Annotated in this window: 3 protein-coding genes; all 3 read left to right on the forward strand. The window is 74.1% G+C overall.

Annotated features, from left to right (window positions below; all coding sequences use genetic code 11):
* A partial coding sequence (locus E3O44_RS11940) for a DNA-3-methyladenine glycosylase family protein (RefSeq protein WP_134535006.1) occupies positions 1 to 1,112 on the forward strand: 1,112 nt, incomplete at its 5' end.
* Between the two features lie 29 nt (positions 1,113 to 1,141).
* The gene (locus E3O44_RS11945) at positions 1,142 to 2,017 is read left to right on the forward strand and encodes a fumarylacetoacetate hydrolase family protein (protein WP_134535007.1); all 876 of its coding nucleotides are present in this window, start codon (positions 1,142 to 1,144) and stop codon (positions 2,015 to 2,017) included.
* Between the two features lie 97 nt (positions 2,018 to 2,114).
* A complete protein-coding gene (locus tag E3O44_RS11950) occupies positions 2,115 to 2,858 on the forward strand; it encodes a glycosyltransferase family 2 protein (RefSeq protein WP_134535008.1) in 744 nt (247 codons plus the stop codon).
* Positions 2,859 to 2,918: the final 60 nt, after the last annotated feature.

The raw sequence follows: 2,918 nt of genomic DNA on the forward strand, positions 1-2,918 counted from the left end.
AGCCCGCGGGCCCGCGGGTCGCCGGGCCTGCGCCAGGGGCCGGTCTCCCCTCAGCGCTGCGGTCCCCACTCCTCGTGTCCGACCGGGCGGATGCCGCCGGCCGCGCCCCCGGGGAGCCGGCCGTTCTCGCCGGGCCGGGCACGGGCATCCGCCTGCTGCTGCCCGCGCGAGCGCCGTTCGACGGGGCCGGGGTGCTCGCGTTTCTCGGCACCCGGGCGATCCCGGGGGTCGAGCTCGCCGGCCCGGGCACCTATGCGCGCACACTGCGCCTGCCGCACGGGTCCGCGACGGTCGAGCTGAGCCTCGCCGGAACCGCGGACGCGCCCCAACTGGCCTGCACGGCGCGGCTCGTCAGCCTCGACGACCTCGCCCCGCTCGTGAGCCGGGTGCGCCGGCTGCTCGACCTCGACGCCGACGCACAGGCCATCGACCGGGCGCTCTCCGCGGACCCGCGGCTGGCGGAGGCGGTGCGCGCGACCCCGGGGATCCGCCTGCCCGGGAGCATGGACCCGGAGGAGACCCTGTTCCGGGCGCTGTTCGGGCAGCAGGTCTCCGTCGCGTCCGCCCGCACGGCACTCACCCGGTTGTGCGCGGAGCTCGGCGAGGCATTGCCGCTCGCCCTGCCGGCGACAGCGACCCCGCCGGTGACACCAACCCTGCCGGCGCGGGCGCCCGCGCCCGCCTCCGGCGCGGAGCCCGCGCCGGGCCTGGACCGGCTGTTTCCGACGGCGGAACGCATCGCGGCCGACGGGCACCGCGTGCTGCGCGGACCGGCCAGGAGGATCGCTGCGATCCTCGGCGTCGCCGAAGCACTCGCTACCGGCGAGCTCGCGCTGTCGACCGCGGATTCCCGGGAGTCCCTGACCGGGAAGCTCACCGCGCTGCCCGGGATTGGACCGTGGACCGCCGGCTACGTGGCCATGCGCGTGCTCGGGAGTCCGGACATCCTCCTCACGAGCGACCTGGCCCTCCGCCAGGGCGCCGCCCGGCTCGGCCTGCCGGCGGACCCGCGCGCCCTCGCGGCACACGGCGGGAGCTGGGCTCCCTGGCGGAGCTACGCCGGGATGCACCTGTGGCGGGCCGCCGGGCTCCCCGGGCCGGCTGCGGCGTAGCGCGCACGAATGGCGGCTACTCTAGGCAGGTGAAGTTTGCGCACCTCAGAGTTGATGGCCAGTCCACGCCCCGCCTGGCGGCGGTGTTCGGGGAATCCGCGCTTTTCCTCGACGAGGTCCTCGAGGATGCCCCGCGCGACCTGCAGGACCTGATCGAACGCGGCAGCGCCGAATACGACCGGGTGCGGGCGCTCAGCGAGAACGCAGCAGCCCACGGGGCGACGCTCACTCCGCTCGAGGAGCTGCGCTACTCATCCGCCGTGCTGCGGCCGCCGCAGATCATCGCGATCGGCGCGAACTACGCCGCACATTCCGACGAACTCAAGCTGCGGACCGAGACCGGCGCGATCCTGTTCTCGCTCTGGCCGAACTCACTCACCGGACACGGGTCGACGGTCACCTGGGCGAGCGACATCGCCACCCAGGTCGACTACGAGGCGGAGCTCGGCGTCATCATCGGGCGCCCGGCCCGCAACGTCTCGGTGCGCGACGCCCTCGACTACGTGTTCGGGTACACGGTCGTCAACGACATCACTGCCCGCAACTTGCAGTTCTCCGAGGCCCAGTGGTCGCGGTGCAAGTCCTTCGACGGCTTCACCCCGACCGGCCCCATCGTCGTCACCCGCGACGAGATCGCCGACCCGCAGGACCTCGGCCTGACCACCCACGTCGACGGGCGCATCATGCAGGACGCCTCGACCGGCGACATGGTGCGGTCGGTCGCCGAACTGGTGTCCTATCTCTCCCAGACCTCGACGCTGCTGCCGGGCACGCTCATCTCGACGGGCAGCCCCGGCGGCGCCGGCTACAGCCGCACTCCCCCGGTGTTCCTGCACGACGGCTCGACCGTGACCATCACCATCGACAAGATCGGCCTCCTCACCACGCACTGCCGCACCCTCTGACGAGCCGCGGGGCGGCGAGTCGGGCCGGGTCGGGCCGGGAGTAGCATGTGCGGCGAGTCCGAACCCGACCCGAATCGGCGCGGCGAGAGGGGGCCCCGTGACCACCATCTCGGTCGTGATCCCCTGCTACAACGACGCGGCCTTCCTCGAGGTGGTCCTCGCCGCGCTCGCGGCGCAGACCCGGCCGGCGGACGAGGTGATCGTCGTCGACAATGCCTCGACGGATGCCTCCGAGCGCGTCGCCCGGGCGTCCGGCGCCGTTCTCGTGGTCGAACCCGTGCACGGGATCTGGCCGGCCGCCGCGACCGGCTACGACGCGGCATCCGGTGACCTGATCGCGCGTCTCGACGCCGACTCCGTGCCGCCGCCGGACTGGATCGCGCGCGCCGAGGCGATCCTCACGCTCGCGCCCCTCATGGACGTCCTGACCGGGCCGGGCGATTTCTACGACTGCCCGCGGTGGGTGGCCGCGCTCGGGCGGTTCGTGTACCTCGGCGGATACTTCCGGCTGATCGGGCTGTGGCTCGCGCAGCCGCCGATCTTCGGGTCGAACTTCGTGATGCGGCGCGCGGTCTGGGCGGAGGTGCGCGGCCTGGTGCACCGCGAACGGGACGACGTGCACGACGACCTCGACCTGAGCCTGCACCTGCCGCCCTCGGTGACCGTATGGTTCGACCCCACCCTCCGGGTCGGGATCTCCGCCCGGCCCTTCGAGACCTGGCGGGGCATCGCCAGGCGGCTGGACTGGGCGTACCGCACCCTCGCGCTGCACGGGCCGGCGGGAACGCCCTGGCGGCTGCGGCTGGCCCGCCGGGCATGGGCGCGCCGCCTCCGCAGCTGAGCCGCGCCGCCCCACCGGCGTGAGCCGCCACACGAGCCGAGCTCCGCAGGCCGCGCGCCC

The sequence above is a fragment of the Cryobacterium algoricola genome (genome assembly GCF_004402485.1).
GTDB lineage: Bacteria > Actinomycetota > Actinomycetes > Actinomycetales > Microbacteriaceae > Cryobacterium > Cryobacterium algoricola.